The organism is Xanthomonas sp. NCPPB 4037, from assembly GCF_041475695.2.
In the GTDB taxonomy this organism is placed as follows: domain Bacteria; phylum Pseudomonadota; class Gammaproteobacteria; order Xanthomonadales; family Xanthomonadaceae; genus Xanthomonas; species Xanthomonas campestris.
In genome coordinates, this window is record NZ_CM191261.1 from 2,433,162 (window position 1) to 2,456,456 (window position 23,295).

21 protein-coding genes, 4 other RNA genes and 1 pseudogene are annotated in these 23,295 nt (G+C 65.3%); 18 read left to right on the top strand and 8 right to left on the bottom strand.

Going from position 1 to position 23,295, the window contains the following annotated elements; translation table 11 throughout:
• The first annotated feature begins 220 nt into the window (after positions 1–220).
• From ACCQ01_RS10815 to ACCQ01_RS10845, 7 genes and pseudogenes are all read left to right on the top strand, one after another.
• Positions 221–1,273, top strand: coding sequence for a chemotaxis protein CheB (locus ACCQ01_RS10815; protein WP_228432970.1), 1,053 nt, complete (start codon positions 221–223; stop codon positions 1,271–1,273).
• A gap of 61 nt (positions 1,274–1,334) precedes the next feature.
• Positions 1,335–1,409: non-coding RNA, sX9 sRNA (locus ACCQ01_RS10820), on the top strand.
• A gap of 339 nt (positions 1,410–1,748) precedes the next feature.
• Positions 1,749–1,949 (top strand): annotated as a pseudogene (locus ACCQ01_RS10825) (peptidase); the annotation flags it as partial.
• A 105-nt stretch (positions 1,950–2,054) separates the two neighbouring features.
• The gene (locus tag ACCQ01_RS10830; protein WP_228432985.1) at positions 2,055–3,149 is read left to right on the top strand and encodes an alkene reductase; all 1,095 of its coding nucleotides are present in this window, start codon (positions 2,055–2,057) and stop codon (positions 3,147–3,149) included.
• Between the two features lie 66 nt (positions 3,150–3,215).
• Positions 3,216–4,004, top strand: coding sequence for an SDR family NAD(P)-dependent oxidoreductase (locus ACCQ01_RS10835; RefSeq protein ID WP_103701594.1), 789 nt, complete (start codon positions 3,216–3,218; stop codon positions 4,002–4,004).
• 36 nt (positions 4,005–4,040) lie between these two features.
• On the top strand, positions 4,041–4,310 hold the full coding sequence (locus ACCQ01_RS10840) for an alcohol dehydrogenase catalytic domain-containing protein (RefSeq protein ID WP_228432971.1): 270 nt from the start codon (positions 4,041–4,043) through the stop codon (positions 4,308–4,310).
• Positions 4,307–5,191, top strand: coding sequence for an alpha/beta fold hydrolase (locus ACCQ01_RS10845; protein WP_228432972.1), 885 nt, complete (start codon positions 4,307–4,309; stop codon positions 5,189–5,191). The genes ACCQ01_RS10840 and ACCQ01_RS10845 overlap by 4 nt, the downstream gene beginning before the upstream one ends.
• Positions 5,192–5,407: 216 nt before the next feature.
• Here ACCQ01_RS10845 and ACCQ01_RS10850 read toward each other — a convergent pair whose 3' ends face one another.
• From ACCQ01_RS10850 to ACCQ01_RS10865, 4 genes are all read right to left on the bottom strand, one after another.
• On the bottom strand, positions 5,408–7,372 hold the full coding sequence (locus tag ACCQ01_RS10850; protein WP_228432973.1) for a glycoside hydrolase family 84 protein: 1,965 nt from the start codon (positions 7,370–7,372) through the stop codon (positions 5,408–5,410).
• Positions 7,373–7,553: 181 nt separating this feature from the next.
• A complete protein-coding gene (locus ACCQ01_RS10855) occupies positions 7,554–8,327 on the bottom strand; it encodes a nuclear transport factor 2 family protein (protein WP_228432974.1) in 774 nt (257 codons plus the stop codon).
• Positions 8,328–8,462: 135 nt separating this feature from the next.
• Entirely contained in the window at positions 8,463–9,734 is a 1,272-nt protein-coding gene (locus ACCQ01_RS10860; protein WP_228432975.1) for a GAF domain-containing sensor histidine kinase, read from the bottom strand.
• Positions 9,735–10,141: 407 nt separating this feature from the next.
• Positions 10,142–10,306: a hypothetical protein gene (locus ACCQ01_RS10865; protein ID WP_228432976.1), complete on the bottom strand. Its 165-nt coding sequence runs from the start codon at positions 10,304–10,306 to the stop codon at positions 10,142–10,144.
• A 99-nt stretch (positions 10,307–10,405) separates the two neighbouring features.
• Here ACCQ01_RS10865 and ACCQ01_RS10870 point away from each other — a divergent pair, with 99 nt between their 5' ends.
• From ACCQ01_RS10870 to ACCQ01_RS10880, 3 genes are all read left to right on the top strand, one after another.
• A complete protein-coding gene (locus tag ACCQ01_RS10870; RefSeq protein WP_042596106.1) occupies positions 10,406–10,822 on the top strand; it encodes a DUF2231 domain-containing protein in 417 nt (138 codons plus the stop codon).
• On the top strand, positions 10,819–12,129 hold the full coding sequence (locus ACCQ01_RS10875; protein ID WP_116903026.1) for a PQQ-dependent sugar dehydrogenase: 1,311 nt from the start codon (positions 10,819–10,821) through the stop codon (positions 12,127–12,129). Before ACCQ01_RS10870 ends, ACCQ01_RS10875 begins: the two co-directional genes overlap by 4 nt.
• 214 nt (positions 12,130–12,343) lie before the next feature.
• The gene (locus ACCQ01_RS10880; RefSeq protein WP_228432977.1) at positions 12,344–13,381 is read left to right on the top strand and encodes a Gfo/Idh/MocA family protein; all 1,038 of its coding nucleotides are present in this window, start codon (positions 12,344–12,346) and stop codon (positions 13,379–13,381) included.
• A 66-nt stretch (positions 13,382–13,447) separates the two neighbouring features.
• On the opposite strand, the gene ACCQ01_RS10885 is transcribed toward ACCQ01_RS10880, so the two are convergent.
• Positions 13,448–13,522: non-coding RNA, sX9 sRNA (locus ACCQ01_RS10885), on the bottom strand.
• A gap of 236 nt (positions 13,523–13,758) precedes the next feature.
• Here ACCQ01_RS10885 and ACCQ01_RS10890 point away from each other — a divergent pair.
• Positions 13,759–14,454, top strand: a complete 696-nt coding sequence (locus tag ACCQ01_RS10890; protein WP_372358871.1) for a thermonuclease family protein — start codon at positions 13,759–13,761, stop codon at positions 14,452–14,454.
• Positions 14,455–14,560: 106 nt separating this feature from the next.
• Here ACCQ01_RS10890 and ACCQ01_RS10895 read toward each other — a convergent pair whose 3' ends face one another.
• Together ACCQ01_RS10895 and ACCQ01_RS10900 are read right to left on the bottom strand one after the other, a co-directional pair.
• Complete coding sequence (locus ACCQ01_RS10895) at positions 14,561–16,651, bottom strand: M13 family metallopeptidase (protein WP_228432986.1); 2,091 nt, start codon at positions 16,649–16,651, stop codon at positions 14,561–14,563.
• Positions 16,652–16,857: 206 nt separating this feature from the next.
• Positions 16,858–17,733, bottom strand: coding sequence for an SDR family oxidoreductase (locus ACCQ01_RS10900; protein ID WP_228432979.1), 876 nt, complete (start codon positions 17,731–17,733; stop codon positions 16,858–16,860).
• 309 nt (positions 17,734–18,042) lie between these two features.
• Between ACCQ01_RS10900 and ACCQ01_RS10905 the strand changes: the two genes are divergently transcribed.
• The 5 genes from ACCQ01_RS10905 (at position 18,043) to ACCQ01_RS10925 (ending at position 21,145) form a co-directional block, all read left to right on the top strand.
• Complete coding sequence (locus tag ACCQ01_RS10905; RefSeq protein WP_372358872.1) at positions 18,043–18,474, top strand: DUF2946 family protein; 432 nt, start codon at positions 18,043–18,045, stop codon at positions 18,472–18,474.
• A gap of 336 nt (positions 18,475–18,810) precedes the next feature.
• Positions 18,811–19,617 carry an IS5 family transposase gene (locus ACCQ01_RS10910; RefSeq protein ID WP_006449292.1) on the top strand — a complete coding sequence of 269 codons (807 nt, stop codon included), beginning with the start codon at positions 18,811–18,813 and terminating at the stop codon, positions 19,615–19,617.
• Positions 19,618–19,676: 59 nt separating this feature from the next.
• Complete coding sequence (locus ACCQ01_RS10915) at positions 19,677–20,333, top strand: SCO family protein (protein ID WP_274298227.1); 657 nt, start codon at positions 19,677–19,679, stop codon at positions 20,331–20,333.
• 61 nt (positions 20,334–20,394) lie between these two features.
• A non-coding RNA gene (locus ACCQ01_RS10920) (sX9 sRNA) lies at positions 20,395–20,469 on the top strand.
• Between the two features lie 97 nt (positions 20,470–20,566).
• Positions 20,567–21,145: a copper chaperone PCu(A)C gene (locus ACCQ01_RS10925; RefSeq protein ID WP_228434093.1), complete on the top strand. Its 579-nt coding sequence runs from the start codon at positions 20,567–20,569 to the stop codon at positions 21,143–21,145.
• Positions 21,146–21,201: 56 nt separating this feature from the next.
• Here ACCQ01_RS10925 and ACCQ01_RS10930 read toward each other — a convergent pair whose 3' ends face one another.
• On the bottom strand, positions 21,202–22,410 hold the full coding sequence (locus ACCQ01_RS10930; protein ID WP_228434094.1) for an MFS transporter: 1,209 nt from the start codon (positions 22,408–22,410) through the stop codon (positions 21,202–21,204).
• 242 nt (positions 22,411–22,652) lie between these two features.
• Between ACCQ01_RS10930 and ACCQ01_RS10935 the strand changes: the two genes are divergently transcribed.
• Together ACCQ01_RS10935 and ACCQ01_RS10940 are read left to right on the top strand one after the other, a co-directional pair.
• Positions 22,653–23,069, top strand: coding sequence for a winged helix-turn-helix transcriptional regulator (locus ACCQ01_RS10935; protein ID WP_228434095.1), 417 nt, complete (start codon positions 22,653–22,655; stop codon positions 23,067–23,069).
• A 61-nt stretch (positions 23,070–23,130) separates the two neighbouring features.
• Positions 23,131–23,205, top strand: a non-coding RNA gene (locus tag ACCQ01_RS10940) — sX9 sRNA.
• Positions 23,206–23,295: the final 90 nt, after the last annotated feature.

Sequence of the window (23,295 nt, forward strand, 5' to 3'; positions counted from 1 at the left end):
TACGAATCTCGATCCTTGTCGCGGAGACAGCGCAGTGCACCACACGCATGACGCCGTACACGCCACATCGCAAGACGGCAGCGTCATTGGTCATCAGCAGCAGTTCGCCATCCTCGCCGCACCGTAGACCCGAATCGATACACACCTAACTCGTGTCTGCTTCCACACCTTCTAGAAGAGAGCTCGGCAATAGTGATGTGCGACAGCATGGGAGTGACCAGTGACGATTGAAAACAACCGCAACATCGTGGCGATCGGCGGGTCGGCAGGCGCCAGCCAGGCGCTGCGCACGCTGCTGGCAAACCTGCCGCGCGATCTTCCCGCCGCGGTGCTGGTGGTGCTGCATCTGTCGCCGCAAGGCACGGGCATCGTGGAGATGGTGCGCAGCGCAGTGCGCGGCTTGCCGGTGCACGTGGCCAGTGATGGCATGCCCTTGATGCCGGGTGCGGTGTATGTGGCCGTGCCGGACTCCCACCTGATGGTCGATGGCATGCACGTCGTGCTGGGGCGCGGGCCACGCGAGAACATGTCGCGGCCGTCGATCGATGCGTTGTTCCGCTCCGTTGCGGTCTCACACGGCGCACGGGCGTTGGGGGTGCTGCTGTCGGGCATGCTCAACGATGGCTGCGCCGGCTTGGAAGCCATCCAGGCCTGCGGTGGTGCGGTGGCGGTGCAAGACCCGGACGATGCAATCGCCGACGACATGCCGCGTAATGCGCTGCGTGCGCTCACCCCGGACGTGGTGGCACCCAGCGCGGCCCTGGGGGCGGTCATCACCGATCTGGTGCGCGAACCGGCAGCCTGGCCGACTGCGCCGTCGGATGCGCTCAAGCTGGAGGTCGCGATCGCGCGCGGGCAGCCGTCCACCACCGAGGTGATGACGCAGCTGGGGGAGCCGGTGGCGCTCAGCTGCCCGGCGTGTGGCGGCGTGCTGACCAAGCTGCATACACCGGGGACGCTGCGTTTTCGTTGCCAGGTCGGTCATGGCTACACCGCGCCCGCACTGATGTCCGCGAAGGAAGGCTCGGTGGATGAGGCGTTGCGCGTGGCCTTGCGCGTGATCGAAGAACGCGCCGAATTGGTGAGCCGGATGGCCGGGGACGACCGCGCTCACCAGCCATCGGTTGCCTCGCTGTATGCCGCGCGTGCCAAGGAATACCGCGGATACGCGGATGTATTGCGCAGCGCCTTATTGACCTCACTGCAGCGCCCGGTCGAACACGGCGCGCTCGTCGAAGAGGGCGCGGTGCTGACGCAGGACGATCAGCATTAAGAGCAGCTATCAAAACTACTGCGCAGCCGCCAGACGGGCGCGGCCGGTGCTCGGAATCGGCATGTACCCACGTACACTCCGGTTCCTCCGCGCCGTCCGCACTCACCTGACGACTGCTCGCTACGTTTTGTTAGCCGCTCTAAGCAACGCGAGTATTTGCAAAGCGGCCAGCGGTCACCGTGGCCTCCGCCTCATTATTGGTCTACCCGCGCCGCGTGGGTTCCGCAGAGACATGCGAGCGCTTACGCTTGTCGGTCTTCCTGCACTGGATCCGGCAATGACAGCGCAAACGCAGTATCCCATCGGCAGCCCCGGCCAGGCCTGGGGCGAGACAGAACGTGCGCAATGGCGTGCGCGGCAAGTCCGCCGCCGCGTCTATGCAGAGGACGTGCTGCAGCCGGTCGCCGCACTCACCGGTGCATTCGAGTGCACGCAGTACGGCGTTATCGGGCAGGGCGCGGACACGTATCCGCTGATGGCGCTGCGCACCCCGCACTGGGATGCCACCTTGCCATGGGCGCTGGTCACCGGTGGCGTGCATGGCTATGAAACCAGCGGCGTACTTGGCGCACTGCAATTCCTGCAGGAGCGCGCAGCAGCGTACGCAGGGCGCATCAATCTGCTGGTCGCTCCCTGCGTCAACCCGTGGGGCTATGAGCGCATCCAGCGCTGGAATGCCGAGGCGATCGATCCCAATCGCGCCTTCCGCCGGATGAGGCTGCCCCTGGCACCGCATCCAGCCCCGATTGCAGCGCCATCCTTTCTTGACCGGACCCCGCCAATGACCGACACGCCCCTGTTCCAGCCGTACACCCTCGGCACCCTGACGCTCGCCAACCGGGTGGTGATGGCGCCGCTGACGCGCAACCGCGCGGTCGCCGGCGGTGTGCCCAGCCCGTTTGCGGCCAGCTATTACGCGCAGCGTGCTTCCGCCGGCCTGCTGATCTCCGAAGGCAGCCAGATCTCGCAGCAGGGGCAGGGCTACCAGGACACGCCTGGCATCTATTCGCAGGCACAGATCAATGGCTGGCGCGTGGTGACCGACGCCGTGCACGCCAAGGGCGGGCGCATCTTCCTGCAGCTCTGGCACGTGGGCCGGGTGTCGCACGTGGATTTGCAGCAGGACGGTGCCCCGCCGGTTGCGCCGTCGGCGCTACCGGCGCAGACCAAGGTGTTTGTCAATAACGGCTTCGCCGATACCTCGGTGCCGCGCGCACTCGCGCTCGACGAACTGCCCGGCATCACAGACAGCTTCCGCCAGGGCGCGGCAAATGCCATCGCGGCCGGCTTCGATGGCGTGGAGATTCATGCCGCCAACGGCTATCTGCTGGACCAGTTCCTGAAAGACGGCGCCAACGTGCGCACCGATGCGTACGGCGGCTCGGTCGAGAACCGGGCGCGTTTCGTGCTGGAGGTGACCCGGGCCGTGGTCGAGGAGATCGGCGCAGCACGCACCGGCATCCGCATTTCGCCGGTGTCGCCTGCCAGCGGCATTTCCGGCACTGACCCGCAGCCGCAGTTCGATTATCTCGTCGAGCAGCTCGACGCGCTCGGCATCGTCTATCTGCACGTCGTGGAAGGCGCCACCGGTGGCCCGCGCGATGTGGCGCCGTTCGACTACAGCGCCTTGCGCCGCCGTTTCAAAAACACCTACCTCGCCAACAACGGCTACGACCTGGAGTTTGCGAGCGCGCGCCTTGCCAGCCACGAGGCCGACCTGATCGCCTTCGGCCGCCCCTTCATCGGCAACCCGGACCTCGTGCAGCGCCTGCGCACCGGCGCGCCACTGGCCGCGTTCGACCCGGCCACCCTGTACGGCGGCGGCGCTGCCGGCTACAGCGATTACCCCACCCTGGACGGCAGCACCGCGTCCTGACCCGCAGGTGCTGCGTGCGCGTGCACGCGGTACACGCTCTCCGCACTCCACTTCTCCGAGACCCACATGACCACACTTTCGACTGTCCTCATCACCGGCGCATCGACCGGCATTGGCGCGACCTATGCCGAGCGTTTTGCGCAGCGCGGCCACAACCTGGTGCTGGTGGCACGCGACAAGACGCGTCTGCAAGCCCTTGCCGAGCGCCTGCAGCAGGCGCATGGCGTCAACGTCGACGTGCTGCCTGCAGACCTCACCGAGCGCGCCGATCTGGCCGCCGTGGAAGCGCGCCTGCGTACGGATACCAGCATCGGCATCCTCATCAACAATGCCGGCATCGCGCAGAGCGGTGGCTTCGTTGACCAGGACGTCGACACCATCGAGCGGCTGATCACCCTCAATATCACTGCACTGACCCGCCTGGCACACGCCATCGCGCCGCGGCTGGCGCAGGCAGGCGAGGGCGCCATCGTCAATATCGGTTCGGTCGTCGGTCTGGCACCGGAATTCAGCATGTCCGTGTATGGCGCGAGCAAGGCCTTCGTACTGTTCCTGTCGCAAGGCTTGCATGTGGAACTCGGCGCCAAGGGCGTGTACGTGCAGGCGGTGCTGCCGGCGACCACGCGTACCGAAATCTGGGAACGGATCGGCGTCAATGTCGACAGCCTGCCCGAAGTGATGGAAGTGGGCGAGCTGGTGGACGCGGCATTGGTCGGCTACGACCGCCGTGAACTGGTGACCATTCCGCCGCTGCATGTGGCCGCACGCTGGGATGCGCTGGACGGCGCGCGCCAGGGCCTGCTCTCGGATCTGCGCCAGGCACACGCTGCCGAGCGTTACCGCACCGCGTCCTGACGCGCATACCCGCCACTGCCATCGGAGCCGCCACCCATGACGTTCAACGCACTGCTGGCCACGCAGACCAGTGATCGCATCGCCACCGACGTCGTGCAACTGGAGGAAGGCCAGCTGATGGCAGGCAATGTCACCGTCGCCGTCGAGTACTCGACGGTGAATGAAAAGGATGCGCTCGCGGTCACTGGCCGCGGGCCGATCATCCGCCAGTTCCCGCTGATTCCGGGCATCGATTTTTCCGGCGTGGTGGTGGCGTCGTCGCATCCACGTTTTCATATCCGCACCGTCGTGGACGTCAACGCATGAACATTGCAGCCCACCGTGCCCAGCCCGGCGAACCCTCGGCAGCGCCGAGCCTGCGCTACCGCGACACACCCAACCGCGCGATCGTGGTCGACGGCACCGTCTTTGCCTATCGCGACCTCGGCCCCTGCGGCGGCGTGCCGGTGCTGGTGCTCAACTACTGGGGCGGCACGCTCGATGACATGGATCCTTCCATCGTCGATGGCCTGGCGCAGAGCCGCCGCGTCATCGTCGCCGACTACCGCGGCATCGGCGGCTCGGGCGGCACCGCGCCGCTGACGATCGCCGCCAGGGCGCACGACATGATCGCGCTGATCGGCAGCCTGGGCATCGCACAGGTGGATCTGCTCGGCATATCGTTCGGCGGTTTCGTGGCGCAGGACATCGTGCGGCAGGCGCCGCAGTGCGTGCGCAAGCTCATCCTGGCCAGCAGCGGCCCGGCCGGCGGCACGGGGATCGACAAGGTGGGCGCAATCAGTCTGCCGCAGATTCTCAAGGGTGCGTTGACGCGCCGCGACCCGAAGTACTTCCTGTTTTTCACCGCCAGCCAGCGCGGGCGGCACGCCGCAACTGCATTCCTGGGTCGCCTCGCCGAGCGCACCCAGCACCGCGACAAACCGCTCAGCCCCCGCGCGTTCTGGCGGCAACTGCAGGCGATCAAGGCATGGGCGCGGCAACCCGCGCAAGACCTCACCAGCTTCACCATGCCGGTGCTCATCACCGCCGGCGATCACGACCGCCTGGTGCCGCCCGTGCACAGCGATGCGCTGGCCAGGCGCATTCCCCACGCGCAGCTGATCGTCTACCAGGACGCCGGCCACGGCGCGGCATTCCAGTACCACGCCGCGTTCGTCGCGAGCGTGCTGGCGTTTTTGGATCGGTGATCGGCGCGCTGCGGTGGCTCGGCGCGGTCGCCACTGCAATCGCGCACGCGTTGACTGCGCGCCACGACAGGTAAAGCCGAACGGAAGGCCTTGGGCGTGCAGGTACCGATCAAGCAGCGGCACGGCGATCGCCCATCATGCGCAACACTGATGCAAGCACGATGGGCGCTGCCACCACCGCAGCGCATGCAACGCATGCAACGCACCAACTTGCGATTACTCCTGCGCAGTTGGCACGTACACCAAGCCAGGGGCGTCCTTGACGAAGCTGTCCAGCACGCCGTCTGCCACCTTTACCGGGCCGGCGAAACGGGTGGCGCCAGGGATGGACTGGATGGCGGCCGCCTGTTCGGCAAGTTGCTTGGCCGCATCGAACTGCTGGGTGGCTGCTTGAGGGTTGGCAGCGAGCGCGGCTGAGACGCCGTCGACACTGCGGCGCAATGACTGGCCCCACAACTGCGCTGCGGTGAGCCACGGGTCGGCCTCGCGGACGAAGGCCTGAGTGGTGCTGCCGGCGCGAATCTGCGCCGGCGCGGCCGCCAGTGCATCGGCGGCGCTGGCGAGTGCGTGCAGTGCCGGGGTGATCGCCGCCTGGTCGCCGCTGGCCAGCGCATCACGTGCGTCATCGACCAGTGCCTTGAGGCGCGGCGCCTGCGGTTGCCAGGGCAGGTGGCCGAAGGTCGGGGCGACGTGCTGGGTGTCGAAGAAGGTCAGCAAGGCCTGGGTCACCACCGGGTCGTTGCCGGCCAGATCGCGCGCCGCATAACGCCAGGTGCGCTGTGCGTCATAACCAACATCGTTCCAGGCGAAGGCCAGCAAGCCGGCCACCGCCGGCCGGCTGGCCACTTCTTGATTCATCGGGTTGGAGACGATGCCGCTCAGCTCCGCCGACAAGCCGGCCTGGCGGCGGTCGTACGGGGCCAGTAGCAGGCGCCCGGTGGTTTCGGCGAAATCGTTGACCGGGTAGTTGTCCCACAGCAGCGTTTTGCGGCCGAAGGCCTTGGTCGCGTTGCGCGCGTCGGTCACCGAGATGGAGGCGGGCACCACGTCGGTGCCGGTCCATTGAATCACCACGCGCGGATCCAGCGCCTTGTGCAGCGTGGTCTTGTACGGCGACACGGTGGCGTTGAAGTATTCGGTGGGCACCATGATCAGCGAGCCGTGGCCGGCCGCGGCGATATCTGCCTGCACGGCGTTGAGCAACGTGGCTTGCGCGGTGGCCGCGGCCTGTTCGCCAGACGGGCCGAAGGCGGCTTCGTCGGCCTTGCAGTTCCACTTGGTGTATTCGATATCGTCGAAGGCGACATAGAAACTGCGCACGCCGCGCTTGCGCAATGCGCTGAACTTGCGGCGGATGGCGTCCAGCTCGGCCGGATCGCTGTAGCAGACCGACGGGCCCGGCGAGAGCGCGTAGACGAAGTTGATGTGCTCGCGGTTAGCAACCTCCACCACCTTGCCCAGCGCCTTGAGCGTGGCCGCAGGGTAGGGCTCGCGCCAGCGCTCACGGGCGAACACGTCGTCCTTGGGGCTGTAGATATAGGTGTTGGCCTTGAAGCGGGCGAGGAAGGCGAGGTGGTCCTCACGCTCGGCCATGCTCCAGGGCTTGCCGTAGAAGCCTTCGATCGACCCGCGCACCGGCATGGCCGGCGCATCGGCGATGGCCACCGACGGTATCTGCCCGGCGGTCACCAATTGCCGAAAAGTCTGCGTCGCGTGGTACAGGCCATCGCTGTCCTTGCCGGCCAGCACGATGGTGACGCCGGTGCCGCTGGCGCGGCTGCCCAGTGCATAGGCTTCGTCACGCTCGGGCAGTGCCGCGCCGGTCTGTTCCAGCGCGCTGCGCACGCTGGCGGTATCGCTCAGGCCCAGCACCACCTGGACGGTGTTCGGCTCGCTGGCCGGTGTGGTGGCGACACGGATCTTGCGCACGCCGGCGGCGGTGAGCACCTTGCGTACCAAGGCTTCGGAGGCCGCGTCGGTGCCTTTGGGGCGCACCAGCACCACCGATGTGCCCAAGCTCAGCTCCGGCCCCAGCAAGCGCAGCGATGTAGGTGCCGGGAACACCGCCGGCGCAGTCGCCGGCGTGGCGGACTCGGCAGCAGCGGCGCCGGGGAGCACGGCAGCGGCCAGCGCTGCGGCGGTCAGCACGGCTTCAATACGAAACGATCGGCGGTGTCGCATCAAAGATCTCCATGCCAAATTGGTATTTGATTTATCTTGGATGGTATCTACCAATGCAGGGCAAGTCGAGGCATGGCTGTAGTGGGGCGGCAACGGTCGCCGGGGCGGCCGAATGGTCGTGGTAGAGGATGAGCGGAATGGGTGGGGTTGCCACTGCGCGGGCGTGGCTGCACCGCCGCGGCTAGGGCTCGCGCACTGCACGATCGCTGACCTCGCCGTGCTCGTAGGCGGCCAGCGCGACGATTGCGCCGGCTGCATCGGCTTCGAAGTCAAAGCGCAGGTCGCGTTCCATCGCGAAGAAGCGGGTGGTCGATTCCGGATACAAGGTGGCGACAAAACTGCCCGCGGTGAGCCGCAGATGGTCCCCATCGGCCACGACCACGATGCTGCCGATGCGTGCAGAACGATACTGGCCGGCGTAGCGCGCCAGCGTCGCAGCGGGCACGGTGAGGGTGCGTGCTGGCGGCGTGTACGGTGCCGGGCCATGTGCGTAGCTGAGCACGCGATGCATGCGCCATTGCGCGCCATCGGCGATCCACACGGTAGTGAAGGATGCCTGGCCATCCAGCGACTCTGGCGCGCCGGCCCGCTGCACGTAAAAGCGATGCTGGCCGGATAACAGTGCATAGCCGCCGCTGAGCGGGTGGAACGCCAAGCTGGTGTCGATCGCTTCGCGGCGCAACCGCATGTTGGAATCGGCGCAGGGGCCTTTGCGCAACGATTCGATCAACCCGTCGCGTGTCCGGGTCAGCCCGGTTTTGTCGTGATAGAACTCCACGTCCGCGCTCAACAGCTTGCCGGCGGCAGGCAGGTCGCACGCGTTATAGGCCTTCCAGAAAGCGGCATCGGCGGCGCGTACGGCCACCTCTTCATCCTGGGTGACGGCGGTGGTGACAGGTGCCAGGGCGACCAGCACGAAGGCCGCGAGTGTGGTCCGGACCGATATCAGCGGCATGCGTCACTCCTGATGCGGCTGCATCGGTCAGCGAGGCTAGGCCATGGCGCCTGCGCAACGCGTCGCCCGGAAGTCACCGTGCCGATCGGCGTGGGCGTGGGCGATGACGTTGCGCGTGTCGGTACAACGCAAGTGTTAGCCCTGCATCGCCCGCGGGCGTGCGTCGTCGCGGGCCATCGCGTCTTCGTCGCCGGCATGCATGCTGTGCTGCGGCTGCGCCGGTGCGACCGGCATCTCGAAGGTAAAGGTGGTGCCGGCCAACAGGTCCGAGCTCACCGACAAGCGGCCCGCGTGCGCCTTGGCGATTTCCGCCGCGATATACAGCCCAAGCCCCAGCCCTGGTTGCGGCGCGTCGTCGTCGTCGCGCGAGAACGGGCTGAACAACTTGGCGCGTTTTTCCGGCGCAATCACGCCGCCGTTGTGCACGCTCAGGTGCAGTATGCCGGCAGCCTGCCAGGCGCGCAGGGTGACCGGAATGCTGGGCGTGCCGTGCACGGCTGCATTGCTGAGCAGGTTGGCGAACAACTGTGACAATCGCGGCGCATCGCAGACGATCTCGCCGCCAATGTGGATGTCGGCATGCAGGTCGGTGCGGCCGGTGGCGGAGCGGACTTCCTGCACCACCTCCAGCACACGACGCTCCAGCGCGTCTTCCACCCGCAAGGTGACCGGAATGCCGCCACCCAGGCGGCCGCGCGCGAAGTCGAGCACGTCATTCACCAGGCCGCCGATGCGGGTGAGGCTGGTGCGGATATGCCCCAGCAACGACGCACCACGTGGCGATTGCGGCTCCAGCTGCAGCATTTCGGTGGCCATGCTGATCGACTGCAGCGGGCTGCGCAGATCGTGGCCCAGCACGGCGATGAACTGGTCGCGTAGCTCGCCTGCATCGTTGGCCGCAGACAGCTCGGTTGCCGCCTGATGCAGTTTTTCTTCGGTCTCCAGCGAGTTGCCGATGAGCAGGGCGAACAACTCCAGCGACTTCAGGATATGCGCCTCGTCGAAGTTGGCCGGTGCGGAATCGATCGCGCACAGCGTGCCAAAGAAGCCGCCATCGCGCCGGAAAATCGGCACCGACACATAGCTCTCCAGCCCGTACAACTTGGGCGTGTGGTGGTGCGCGTATACCGGATGCTGGCTGGCATGGCTGAAGATGACCGGCTTGGGCGACAGCCGGATCTCGTGGCAGATGGTCGATTCCAGCTCCAGCTGGCCGCCGGGCTTCAGGCCGAATCCGAGCGTGTCGTAGGTGGCGCAGGCCACCCAGCTGGTGTCGGTGACGCGGGCCACGGCGGTGAACCGCGAGCCGGTGATGTGGGCAACGGTTTCCAGGATCTGCGGCACGGCGGAGATTCTTTCGATCTCGGCGATGGCATTCAGCGCGGATGGAGCGGAGGAAGGGCGCATGGTGCGTCTCGCGGGCCGGAAGGGCGCACAAGCGGGCTGATCAGTCCGCGCGGCGCAAAGTGGCGCCAGTCTAGTGCCAATTGCCTGCAAGCTGAGCAGTGGCAGGCAAACGAACAGAGCTGCCAGATGGACGGAGCAGGCGGCAGGGCCCTGCGGCAGGGGCGTTGTGATGGCCTGGACTGCATTGATCGCATCAAGAGGACAGAGCGATCCAGACAGTGGGGTGCTGGATCACGATGCCCGGCATCGGCGGACCGCATTCGTCGCTGAGATGGGGAATCGGGAATCGGGAATCGAGAGTGGGGAATCGGTAAAGGCAAGAGCACAGCAGGCGACTTCGATCATCAAGTCGGTTCGGCAGCCCAGTCTGTTCAACAACGCATGGTGGTTGCGTGCGCTTGGTGCTTTCAGATGATGCCGATGCCGATGACGAACATGTCGAGCGCCGTCTTGTGCATCGGTGGCGTCGTTGTTCCTGTGGGCATGCACCAAGGACTATTGCCTGGCGCGTCGCGTGCGCGCACCGGCAACGCGCGTACATACATGACCAACCGCCTGACGCGTGCGATCACGCGACGATGCGCGCCCGTGCATCCGCAAACATCACAAGCCTTAGCACACCGCAGTGGCAGCATCGGCGCATTCCAAACACCGTTATAGAGGAGCCCGCCATGCAGTCGATTGCTGTCCCGCCACGAACATGGGCCATCCACCCGTTTCATGCAGCCGTGCTGGGGGGCGTGTTGCCGCTGTTCCTGGGCGCGTTGTTGAGCGACTACGCGTACTGGAGCAGCTACCAGATCCAGTGGAGCAACTTCGCCTCCTGGCTGCTGGTCGGCGCGATGGTGTTCACCAGCATCGCCTTGCTCTGCGGCATCGTCGGGCTCGTGCGCGGTAGCCGGCATGTGCTGTATGTCGCTGCGTTGGTGGCCACCTGGGTGATCGGTTTCTGGAACGCGTTGCATCATGCGCGCGACGCCTGGGCGATCATGCCGATGGCGCTGGTGTTGTCGGTCATCGTCACGCTACTGGCGCTGCTGGCCACCTGGGCGGGCTTCGCCAGTCTGCGTATGGGAGGTGCACGATGAGCCGCCGTCCATTTGCTGTGTTGGCCGTGTCCGCGCTGGCCGCTGCATTGGCCGCCTGCGGCCAGGCACCGGATGCCAAACAGCACGGCGCTGCGCCGGAGTTGCCGGCACCGCACCGTGGCTTGATGCCCGACATGTTGATTGCCAAACCCGCCGCATGGAACGACCGCCGCCCCACCGTACCGGCTGGCTACAGCGTGTCCGCGATTGCGACCGGCCTGGGCATTCCGCGCCAGACCCTGGTGCTGCCCAATGGCGACATCCTGGTAGCCGAAGGACGCGGCGGCGGTGCGCCCAATCTCAAGCCCAAGGACGTGATTGCCGGCAAGATCAAGGCCAAAGGCACCAGTTCGGTAAAGAGCGGCAACCGGCTGACGTTGTTGCGCGACGCCGACGGCGACGGCACCTACGAACTCAAAACCGTGTTTGCCGACAAGCTCAATGCGCCCTACGGGTTGGCGCTGATCGGCAACGCCTTGTACGTGGCAAACCAGGACGCGCTGGTGCGCTTCGATTACAGCGAAGGCCAGACCAAGGCCAGCGGCGCGCCAACGGTGGTGACCGAGCTGCCGTCTGCCATCAACCATCACTGGACCAAGGCGCTCACCGCCAGCGCCGACGGGCGCTATCTGTATGTCGCCATCGGCTCCAACAGCAACATCACCGAACGCGGCATGCCCGCCGAAGTCGATCGCGCACGCATCTGGCAGGTGGATGCCGCCACCGGAGCACATAAGGCCTATGCCACCGGCCTGCGCAACCCCACCGCGCTGGCGATCCAGCCGGGGAGCGGCGCGCTGTGGGCCGTGGTCAACGAGCGCGACGAGATCGGCCCGAATCTGGTGCCCGATTATCTGACCTCCGTGCGCGAAGGCGGCTTCTATGGCTGGCCTTACAGCTACTGGGGAAAGAACGTGGATACGCGTGTGATGCCGCAGGATCCGCAAAAAGTGGCCTCCGCCATTGCACCGGATTACGCACTGGGCTCGCATGTGGCTGCACTCGGCGTTGCGTTCTCGTCCGCGGCCATGGGCGAAAAATTCGCAGACGGTGTCTTCGTTGGCGAGCACGGCAGCTGGAACCGCGATCCGCCGGCGGGCTACAAGGTGGTGTTCGTGCCGTTCCGCGACGGCCGCCCGGCAGGCGACCCGATCGACTTCGTCTCCGGTTTCTACGGCGACGACGGGCTGACCCGTGGCCGCCCGGTCGGCGTCACCGTGGATCCGCGTGGCGCGCTGATCGTGGCCGACGATCTGGCCAACACCATCTGGCGTGTGACGCCAGCTGCGAAGCCGGCTGCTCCCTGATCGGCGTTCAACAGCGCTGAGTCGGTGTGCCCGCTTCGAAGGAGGCGGGCACACGGCCGATGCGCGTTGGCATGGTCGGTGTGTGAGTAGGCGTGCTGTTCGAAAAACGCGCTGGCATGGCGCGAGGTGTCGTGGCCAACGTTCGAACGAGGCACACGCACGATGATGGAACGGCGCTTTGTTACCATCGCGCCAGTCATAGAAAGGGCCATGCATGCCGTCGCTGACATTTCCCGAACCCGCGCTATTTGTTCCCAACCAGGGCGAGCCATCGCTGCGCTGGGGCATTCTGGGCCCCGGCGTCATCGCCACAGCTTTCGTCAAGGCCATGCGCGGCCATACCCGGCAACAGCCGTTAGCGGTGGCCTCGCGCTCGCGGGCACGTGCGGAGGCGTTTGCACAGGCCTGGTCCATCCCGCGAGCGTACGACAGTTACCAGGCACTGGTGGACGACCCGCAGGTCGACATCGTCTACATCGCGACGCCGCACAGTGAGCATCTGGCGCAGGGCTTGCTCGCGTTGCGCGCCGGCAAGCATGTGCTGATCGAAAAACCCATCGCTACCTGTGCGGCAGACGCACGCGTGCTGGTGCAGGAAGCCCGCGCACGTGGGTTGTTTCTGATGGAGGCGATGTGGAGCCGTTACCTGCCGCATGCGCTGGTGCTCAGGGCCCTGGCCGAGAACGGTGTGCTTGGCAGCGTGCGTCATGTCTTTGCGGACCTGAGTCAGTTGGGGCCCAGCGATCCTGCGCATCGGCAGCGCAATCCGGCGCTGGGTGGCGGCGCCTTGCTCGACCTGGGTGTGTACACCGTGCAGCTGTCGTCGATGCTGCTCGGCACACCGACTGCCATCACCGCAACCGGCGTACTCACTGACACCGGCGTGGATGCATTCTCCACACTGGTGCTCTCGCACGGCCAACACGCGCAGTCCACCTTGATCAGCTCGATCGTCGGGCGCAGCACGTCCACGGCTTACGTGAGCGGAACCGAGGCGCGCGTCGACCTGGGCGCCTCGTTCCACAATCCCACCACGCTGCAGCTGGCAGGCAACAGCGACGCCACCGCCGCAGCGCTGTGGCAGGACCCGACCGGCATCCGCGGCTATGACGGGCTCTGCTGGCAAGCGACCGCTGCCGCGCGCTTCATCGGCGAAGGGCGCACCGAATCGCCACTGCATCCACTCGACGAAGTGGTGCAGATCATGACCACGCTGGACACCGCACGCGCGCAGCTGGGCATGCGCAGTTAGGGGCGCAGCAGCGATGTGCGTGCACAGTGCCCGCGTTGCCGCCGGGTTGGGCGCGCCATTTAGAGCGGCTAACAAAACGTAGCGAGCAGTCGTCAGGTGGGTGCGGATGGCGCGGAGGAACCGGAATGTACGTGGGTACATGCCGATTCCGAGCACCGGCCGCGCCCGCCTGGCGGCTGCGCAGTAGTTTTGATAGCTGCTCTTAACACCGAACTGCCAATCCCTGCCCGTAACCGCTAAAGTGCCTGCCCCAAAGCAGGGCAGACGGTGGTGTCTGCCCTGGTGTCGAGCCCGATGGATTGCTCGACGTCACACGCAACGCAACGTTGCACCAAGGCCCGCGCGCACGGATGTCCTGCGCTGCCTGATGTAGAAGGATGTTGTTGTTGATGTGGTTCAGAGCTTGGTTGTGCGTTGTTGGTGCGCTCACCGTTTCACCCGCCTTGGCGGCAGACCTGATCGGTCGCGCCACCGTCACCGATGGCGATACCCTCACCGTGGCGCAGCAGCGCATTCGTCTGTGGGGGATCGACGCGCCGGAGAGCGCGCAGCAATGCACTGCCCGCAATGGCCAGGCATGGCCGTGCGGCCGGCGCGCCGCAGCTGCACTGGATGCATACGTGCAGGACAAGACGGTGCGCTGCCAGCCCAAGGATACAGATCGCTACGGGCGCATCGTGGCCGAGTGCTTCGTGCAAGGCCAGTCGATCAACGCGTGGATGGTGCGTTCGGGCTGGGCCGTGGCGTATCGGCAATACGCCACGGCATTTGTCGCTGACGAAGCGATTGCCCGTCAGCAGGCGAGCCAGCTGTGGAGCGGCAGCTTCCAGACCCCATCGGAGTACCGGCGCGCAAAACGCAATGCTTCTGCCAAGCCAGCGGCAGGCACGTCCGCACCGATCAATGCCCGTTGCACCATCAAGGGCAATGTCTCGGCGAAGGGCGCCAAGATCTTCCATTTGCCCGGACAGCGCGACTACGCAAAGACACGCATTGCCCCGGCCCATGGCGAGCGGATGTTCTGCAGCGTCAGGGAAGCACTGGATGCGGGCTGGCGCCCGGCGCAGCGTTGATCTGCAGCGCATTCGCCGATCAGAACCGGTAGGCGCGCATAGCGCTGCACGGGCCCGCCAATGCAGCGAACGCGTGTCTGCGTCCTCCCGCAGGTGTAGGCCTGGTTTACCAGATCACGACGCGGTCCTGTTCCGATCGGACCATCGCGTCGCCCGGCTTGCATCCAAACGCAGTGGCGAACTGCGGCATATTCGACGGCGATGCATTCGTGCGGACCGCGTAGGGCGCATGACCATCCGAGTTGAGCAAGCTGAGCTGCTTCTCCTCGCGCATGGTGCCGCGCCACAGTCTTGCCCAGCCGAGAAAGAAGCGCTGTTGCGGCGTAAATCCATCGATATCCGCACCACGCTCTGGATGCCGCTGTAGATTGGCCTGCAACGCATCGAACGCAATATTGATGCCACCGAGGTCGGCAATGTTCTCTCCCAGCGTCAGTTCGCCGTTGACGTGCACGTCCGGCTTGTTCGGCAGCGGGGTGTAGGCGTTGAACTGGGTGACCAGCTTGCTGGCGCGCGCAGTGAAGGCGGCCAGATCGGCCGGTGCCCACCAGTTGACGTTGGTGCCAACCGCATTGAACTTGCTGCCTTGATCGTCGAAGCCGTGGGTCGCCTCGTGGCCCATCACGGCACCAATGGCGCCGTAATTCAGCGCGTCGTCCGCGGTCACATCAAAGAGGGGAGGACGCAACACCGCCGCCGGGAAATTGATGCTGTTGTCCAGCGAAAAATAGAACGCGTTGACGGTTTGCGGCGTGGTGAACCACGCGTTCCGGTCCGCTGGCTTGCCGACCTTGGCAAGCTCATAGCGATAGTTGAACGCCGCGGCTGTTTCCACATTACGTAAATAGGCGTCGCGCTCGAAGTGCAGGCCCGACCAGCTGCGCCAGTGATCCGGGTAGCCAACCTTGACGACGAATCCTGCCCACTTCTTCAATGCGGCGGACTTGGTCTCCGCTGTCATCCAGTCTGCCTGCTGGATCCGTAGCTTGAGTGCCTGGCGGATGTTCTCGATCAGCTCTGTTGCGCGCTGCTTGGCTTCGGGGGTGAACATCTTTGCCACATACAGCTGGCCAAGACCCTCGCCGATGGCTTCATTGGTCGCAAACAGCACGCGCTTCCAGCGCGGCCGCTGCGCCTGCTGCCCGTCCATGGTCTTGTAGCGGAACGCGAAGCGGTTATCGACAAACGGCTTGCTCAGGGCGAACGCCGCATCGTCAATCGCACGGAAGCGTAAATAGGCCTGCCATTGCGAGACGGGCAAGGTCTTCAACAGGTGATCGAAGCCTGCAAAGAAGCGCGGCTGCGAGAGCGAGAAACGCTGATCCGTGCTCAACCCCTGCGCGGCTAGATACGCCTTCCACGAGAAATGCGGCGTCACTGCGTCGGCCTGTGCAACGCTGACCAGATGGTATTGGGTCTTTGGGTCGCGTGCTTCGACCGGACTCAGCGACGCTGCTGCGAGCGCCGTTTCAACCTGCAAGACCTGCTTGGCCTGCACTGTTGCAGCCTCGGGCGTCGCGCCGGCCAGGACGAAGGACTGAGTGATATAGGCCAGATACGCCTTGCGAATGTCGGCATAGCGCGGGTCGGTGTAATACTCCTTCGATGGCAGCGTCATGCCGTTCTCTTCGGCATAGGCGATCACCTTCGACGCGTCCTGGAAATCCGGGTAGGCGCCGAACTTGAAGACCAGCCCGGGACCTTGGGTATTGCGTGCAGCAATGAAATTGGCAACGTCCTGCGGCGTTTTCAACGCTTCAATCTGCGCGAGCCGCGGGCGAATGGGTGCATCGCCCAGGCGCTGAATCGTGGCTTCGTCCATACCGGACGCGTAGAACGTGCCCACCAGTTGCTCAACCGAACCCTCCACAGGTTTCGATCGGCCCAGCGCCTCCACGATCTCGCGCTGGGCAGCATCGCTTTCGTCCTGCAGCGTTGGGTAGCTGCCAACTTCCGTCTCATCGGGAGGAATGGCTGTCTTGGCAAGCCACTTGGAATTGACGAAGCCGTTGAGGTCCTGGCAGGCGCTGATGGTGGGCTGCAGTTCCTGCGGATCAAATGCTGCGCGCTGTGGAGCGTGCTGAGGTGCAGCTGCCGGTGCCGCAGTTGCGCCTGGCGCTGTTGCCGGCTCGCGCTTGCAGGCGCTCAAGGCCATCACGGTGGCAACGGCGAGCAATGTGTTCCTGGAAAGAGTCATGGCGCCATCGCAGGGGGGAGTAGGGAGCCGCAACGTACAGGCTTGCCTTGCACCCCGGGGGCTTGAGTGAAGAATGTTGAGCATTGCGTACGTTTCGGATTCACGTCTGGCTGCGTCACTGCGCAGACCGCTGTCGGCTACGCGGCATGCTGCCAACTGCGGTAACGCAGCCACGTACGGGCGCTGCGTCCGCATGCAGGCCGTTGTCAGCTGGGCGTTGCAGCCGATGCCGAAACATCACGCAGCCACTGCGCCACCGAGCGCGGGGTCAGCCCAAGCAAGTGCTGGGCACTGCTCGCCGGATCGATGGTGTTCGCCGGTGCCTGCCAGAGCGCCTGATACAGCCCGGTGACCGCAGCGGCAGCCGGCCCCAGCATCGGCTCGAGAAGTTTGCCGAAGTCAGCCGGTAATACGCCGCGGAAAGCCACAGTGCGCTGCAGCTGCTCCGCCATGCCGGCCGCGAGATCGCGGCCGAGCAGGCCGGGGAGGTGACCCACGCCAACCACACCGCGTAATTCCGGCATCTCGAACAACCGCACAACTACCTCGGCGACATCCAGATGCGAACTCCAGGAGACCGCGAAATCCTCGCGAATCGGGTAGCCGAGAACGCCCTCGGCACGCGCGCCGCCAATCACCATGGGCAGCAGCAGGTTCTCCAGGAACAGCCGCGGCGCCACTATCGCGGTGGAGACGCCAGTGGCCTGCACGCCTTCGATCAGCACGGTGATTGCCGCACTTGCCGGCGCCTGCAGCGCGTTGCCGGGGGCATCAACGATGCTGCCGCTGGTGGAGATCACCACCCGTGCCGGCCTGGCCGCAGCGATCGCTGCGACGATGGCATTCGCCTGTGCAAGGCGCGCCTCTTCCGGGGCGACCGGCAAATGGATAAAGACACCCTCAGCACCGCGATACGCCTCGGTAAGCGACTGCACGGAGGTGTTGTCGACACGGATGGCGGCCGTGCCTGCATGCGCATCGGGGTTACGCACTGCTGCAACGGCATGCTTTCCGGCAGCCAGCAGCTGTGTGAGGACGGGGGCGCCCTGAGCGCCGGTAGCACCGTGGATGATGTAGGTCATTGCATGCTCCTGTGTGAGCGGTTGGATGGATGGCGCCGGAGCATGGGAGGCGTCCATCGGTTACTTCAACTGCACTAATGGAAACTGGCTGAATGCTTCGCGCATCGTGCAGAGGCGCTGCATGTCGAAGCAATGCAGGCGGCTGTGCTGCCATCTGTCAACGCAGCACTGGTCCACGGCGCTTCATCATTGCCCCGCAACGCGCCGGCATGAGGTGGGCTGGCGCTGCGACAATGCGTCGCAGCCCGGCCGCAGTTTTTTCATTACACTTCGCCGGTGTCCACGCCACTTCCCCCTTTGCGCCGATTGATGCAGCACCTGGCCTGCCTGGCCGTGGTGTTGTTGGTGTGCGCGCCGTTGGTGAGCCGAACACTCAATGGCGCACAGCGTTTTCTGGATGCGCCGCTGTGCCAGAGCCAACCCGATCAGGCTGGCAATGCCATGCGCTCGGTGCTGTTGCGTGCCAAGATCGCTGGCGGCGAAAGCCCGGCGAGCATCGACAGTGCAGCACTGGATGCCTGGCCGGGCAGCATGCACCACGAAGATCATGGGGCTGCGCATGGAGCATTGGCCTGCGATTACTGCGTGCTATCGGCAAGGCTATTGCCGTGGTTATTGGTCGTCTTGCTGGTGTTCCCCTTACTGCGCGCGGTCGTTCCCGGCGAAGGAACCGTAGCGCCTGGGTCCATCAAGGCGCGACGGCGCGCGCATACGCCACGAGGGCCACCGCTGCAGGCTTGAATACGCTGGGTGAGTGAGTCAGCGCTGGGCATTGCCGGTGGCTGGCTGCGTTTTACGTGCTTTGGAGCGTTTCGTATGTCGTCTATTTCTCTGCCGCCACCTGCGGCGGCAACGCCCTGCGTTGTCTTGGTGACCTTGCTCCCAACCTTGGCGCTGGTCACCGATGCAGATATCAGGCGTGTGTCCCAGCGCAGCGTCAACCCGCGCCAATCACCGAGCGCGCGCGCCAACCAACCGCAGTGCCCAGGCCAAGCGTGCGAATCCGACAACGCGATCGAACCGGATGCCGCCTAGAGCGTGTTATGAACTTTGCCCTTGTCACGATAACGTATACGGATGAAGCCTCGTAAGCCATATCCAACCGATATCTCCGACGAAGAATGGGCCTTCGCTGCGCCATATCTCACACTGATGGATGCGCAAGCACCGCAGCGCAAATACGCGCTACGCGCGATGTTTAACGCACTGCGCTGGATCGCACGCGCCGGCGCACCGTGGCGATTGCTTCCCAACGATTTCCCGCCTTGGGAAGCGGTGTATCAGCAAACGCAGCGCTGGCTGCAGGCTGGCTGCTTTGAGGCCATGGTCAGCGATCTGCGCTCACTCTTGCGTGTGGCACAGGGGAAGAAAGGCCAGCCGAGCGCGGTGATTTTTGATGGCCGGACGCTGCAGTCCACCTGTGAAAGCGGGCCGCGTGCTGGATACGATGGCTATAAGCGCAAGAAAGGCAGCAAGGTGCATATGGCCGTCGATACGCTGGGACATCTGCTTGCCGTCCAGGTCACGCCGGCCAACGAGCAGGAACGCGCACAGGTCCGTTCGTTGGCCCAGGAGGTACAACACGTGACCGGTGAAACGGTCAAGATCGCTTTTGTGGATCAGGGCTATACCGGCCAAGAACCGGCGCAAGCGGCTAAGGAAGAGGGCATTGAGTTGCACGTCATCAAGCTGCAAGAAGCGAAGAAAGGCTTTGTCTTGCTGCCGCGCCGCTGGGTTGTCGAGCGCAGCTTCGGCTGGGTCAATCGCTTCAGACGACTGGCGCGCGACTATGAGCGATTGCCGGAAACGTTGGCCGGTTTGCACTTTGTCGTCTTCACGATCCTGATGCTTGGAAATGCAGCCGCTCTATTTCAAAGTTCATAACACGCTCTAGCGTGTCGCATTCGACAACCTATCCACGCGCTCACCGTGAGGGTCAGCGCATGCAGGCCGGCAGTGCCGTCTGCAGACAACGAAAGGAGTTACACATGCGGGGTGTTGTAAGCCAGCTAAAACGGCTGGGAATACAGTGCATCGTGCTGGGCATGGCGTGTGCCATCGCTGGGTGCGGACAATGGGGGAGCTCGTTCTCACCCACCGGCACGGACCTCAGCAGCATGGGGCGGGGCGTGGATTTCTATCTGAAAGATACTGAAGGCACTCCACGGCCATTGCGCAGCTTTCGCGGCAAGGTGCTGGTGCTGTTCTTCGGCTTCACCAATTGCCCGGATGTCTGCCCAACCACCCTGGCGCGTGCCGCGCAGGTGAAGCGCGCATTGGGGGCGGATGCGGCGCAGGTGCAATTCGCCTTCGCCACGCTGGATCCGCAACGCGATGTTCCCAACGTGCTGCGCACCTACGTCAAAGCCTTCGATCCTGACTTCATCGGCCTCACCGGCAGTGAAGGGGAGATTCGGGTGGCGGCAGATAATCTCAAAGTGGTGTATGCCAAGGTGCCGATGGGCAAGACCTATACCATCGACCATTCCACGCGCAGTTTTGTGTTCGATCGCGAAGGCAAATTACGCGTTGGCCTCACCCATGAGCAGACGGTTGAAACCGTTGCCGCTGATATTCGCCAGGTGCTGGCACTGCAGTAAGAGCAGCTATCAAAACTACTGCGCAGCCGCCAGGCGGGCGCGGCCGGTGCTCGGAATCCTCATGTACGCCAGTACACTCCGGTTCCTCCGCGCCGTCCGCACCCACCTGACGACTGCTCGCTACGTTTTGTTAGCCGCTCTAAGTGGCGCCATCGTGCGACACCGCTCCATCCCATCCCGTGCCGGCACACACGCCGCCACGCATCGCCACACGACGTAGACGGAGAACACCGATGAGCACACGTTTATTACTGCTGGTTGCGATCAGTGCATTGACGCTGGCCGCCTGCAAGGGCACGCAAGCACCGGATGCTGCACAGTCGCCGGCAACCCCAGCGGCTGCGGCCGATACGCCGGCAGCTGCGACACCCCCGGCAACGGCCCCTACCACCGCCGCTGCATCGGTGGTGGCAGAAAACGCCTGGTCGCGCGCAACGCCGCCTGGCGCGCCGGTGGCTGGCGGCTACGTCACCTTGCGCAATCAATCCAGCACGCCGGACCGGCTGGTCGCGGTGGAGTCGCCGGCCAGCGCGCAGGTGGAGTTGCATGACATGCGCATGGACGGTGGCGTCATGAAGATGCGGCGCCTCGATGAAGGACTGGCGCTGCCACCGGGCGAAACGGTCGTGCTGGGGCCGGGTGGCAGCCACCTGATGTTCATCGGGCCGCATGCGCCGTTCGAAGTCGGCAAGCCGGTCATGGCGACCCTCGTCTTCGAACATGCGCCACGGGTGGAGCTGCGCTTCGATGTGCGTGCGATGGGCGCTGCAGCGCCGGACGACGATCACCACCATGCCGGACACATGCAGTGATCGATGCCGGGCTGCTGCGTGTGCTGCGGCGCGATCTGCAGCACTGGCCGGCGGTGCTAGCCGGTGCCCGCGCGTGCTCTGCGCCACAGCGGCCACAGCCCGGCCAGGCCCAGCAATGGGCCTGGCAGCAGCACCCAGGCAATCCGCAGGCCCAGCGTCTCTACCAACTGAGTGGTGAGCCCGATGGCGACCACGGTGATCGCAAAGCCGATCGCGTTCTGCATGGAGAGTGCGCTGCCCACCAGCCCCGGCGGGCAGGCGCGCGCAGCCAGTGCGGAGAACTGCGGCGAATCGGCCACAACGCTGGCGCCCCAGAGCAGCATCAATGCTCCAGTGGCTGGAGCTGACCATGCGCCAACCAACGGAAATGCCGCACAGCACAGCGCCGAGAGCAGCAACGTAACCGCCGCAACACGCGCACTGCCGAGCCGGCTGCTGAGCTGCCCGCCCACCACGCAGCCGACTGCACCGGCGGCAATGACGCAGAACGCCAGTGCCGCCGGGTACATCCCGAGCGCCTGCGCAAGCCCCGCCTGTGCGATCAGCAAGGGCGTCAGCGTCCACATCGCATACAGCTCCCACATGTGGCCGAAGTACCCCAGCGCGGCCGCGCGGAAATCCTTGACCGCAAACGCCTGCCAGACCGCACCCACGGCCAGCCTGGTTGGCGCACCGCCTGGGCGTTGCGCGCCGGGTCCCAGCCGCAGGATCATCCATGCGGCAATGCAGGCCAGGCCGGAGGCCACCAGGATCGGCATCTGCCAGGGCAGCGCGGCGCCCAGCGCCTTGATGCCTTGCGGCAACGCGGTGCCCAGGGTCAGCATGCCGACCAGCCATGCCAGTGCCTTGCCAGCGTGCTGGGGCGCCCAGCGCACCACCAGCTTCATGCCGATGGGATAGATGCCTGCAAGGCTGAGCCCTACCAGGAAGCGCCACACCAGGCCACTCGCCACCCCATCGGCGAACACCGCAAAGCCCAGATTGCAGGCCGCGCCGGCGATCGCGCAGCTGGCAAAGATCCGGTGGGCCGCAAAGCGGTCGGCCAGTCCGCTCAACGCAAAGCTCAAGGTGCCGATAATGAAACCGAGCTGCGTGGCGATGGTGAGCACGCCGATGCTGGCCGGGCCACTGGCCCATTGCCGCATCAGATCCTCGGCCGCGCTATTGACCGAAAACCACAGCGAGGTGCCCAGCAATTGCGCCAGGATGATCACCAGCAGTGCGTGCTTCGATCCTGCGGGATGGTCCTGGGTTGCGCGCATCATGCAAGGCCTCGTGCGTGGGCGCGTGCTGCAGGCTGTCAGTGCAGCCGGCGCAATGCGCATGGATGTCCGGAACACCACCACACCGCCAGCCGTGCAGGTGCGTGGTGCAGCAGCATCCACACCGTGCACCTGTTGCAGCGTGCGCGCAACGCAGGAGCTGCGAGCGGGCAGGGCACACCTGCAGCCGCTGCACCATGGGCGAGCGCCCTTGCTCCAGTCAACTGCACCGATGGACGGCGCGCATGAGCACTGCAAAAGAACCCTGCTGCGGCGTTGCGCGGTTCCTGCTGTTGCTGGAGGGGCCGTGGGCGTCGTTGATCGTGCGCGAACTGCTCGCCGGGCCGCGCAGGTTCACCGAACTCAGGAGTGCCTTGTTCGGCATCAGCGCACACACGCTGACCCATCGCTTACGGCAATTCGAAACAGCCGGGCTGGTGGTCCGCACCGCTTATGCGGAAACGCCACCGCGTGTGGTCTACGCCCTGACGCCACGGGGCGAGGAGCTGCGTGCGGTGTTCGACGCCATGCGCGTCTGGGGCGAATCGCTGCCACCGCCCGAGACTCTGGTAGAACCACCGCAGGCCGGTGTTGCGCTTACCCTTCGAGAGATTGCCGGCGGTTGCCCGCTGAGCAAAGCCTCCGACCCGGAGCAGGACTAAGCGCAGCTATCAAGACGACTGCGCAGCCGCCAGGCGGGCGCGGCCGGTGCTCGGAATCGGCATGTACCCACGTACACTCCGGTTCCTCCGCGCCGTCCGTACCCACCTGACGACTGCTCGCTACGTTTTGTTAGCCACTCTAAGCGCCGTGTGCGTGCCGCGCACAGTTCCGGCCGACCGCACGGCGCCATAACGCATTCAAGCTCGGGGGCCGGCCGGTACATGC